Genomic DNA, 844 nt, shown 5'->3' with positions numbered 1-844 from the left:
TGTGCGATTTAGACAAACTTAGATATACGGAGATTAAATGAGTTGGTTGAAACGTAGTATTCGAAATAAATTGATGGCAATCATCGCGATAAGCTCATTAGCGATTTTTTGTGCTTCCCTTGCTTCTTTTAGCTCCGCTTTAAAAGGGGTCAATAGCTTCAATAATTTGATAACGAAGGATATTGCGAGCGAACGACTTATAACTTACATGCTAATTGAATTCAAAACTCAAGTGCAGGAATGGAAGAATACACTATTGCGTGGTGCGGATGATAATCAGAGAACTAAATATTGGCAGCGTTTTCAAGATCGTGAGAATGATGTGCAACAGAATGGCGAAGCCTTGCTAAGAATATTGGAAGAGGGTGAAGCGCGCGACTTAGTCTCGAGTTTTTTAAAATCACATCAACAAATGGGAACGGCTTACCGTAAAGGATTTGATGCATTTGTCGATGCTGGCTTTGAACATACTGCTGGAGATAAAGCAGTTGCGGGTATTGATCGTGAACCCGCGAAGTTATTGAGTCAAGCTGCAAGTATTATCGAACAGCATGCTCTAGAGAAAAGCACTGCAGTGTCGGAAACATCGAGTTCTAGACTATATGTTATTAATATCGCGTTACTCGTTTTGATTTTGATGTTTTCGATTGTCTCAATATTTGTGATCAATAAAGCCATAATCGAACCGTGTCAAACGCTTATTAATGTAATCTCAAATATTAGTAAGGGAAATTTAGATAACGACATTGATACCACACGCGAAGATGAGCTAGGTAATCTTTCAAAGGCATCAAATTCGATGCAAAATTTTCTGCATGATATTTCACTTAGTTTGAAAGAGTCT

At 38.0% G+C, this 844-nt stretch carries 1 pseudogene; it reads left to right on the top strand.

Annotation, left to right across the window (positions count from 1 at the left end):
* Positions 1-37 precede the first annotated feature (37 nt).
* Positions 38-844: pseudogene (locus A3739_RS06920) on the top strand (methyl-accepting chemotaxis protein); the annotation flags it as partial.

The organism is Oleiphilus sp. HI0067 (genome assembly GCF_001635735.1).
This window is presented reverse-complemented; position numbering and strand designations above follow the sequence as displayed.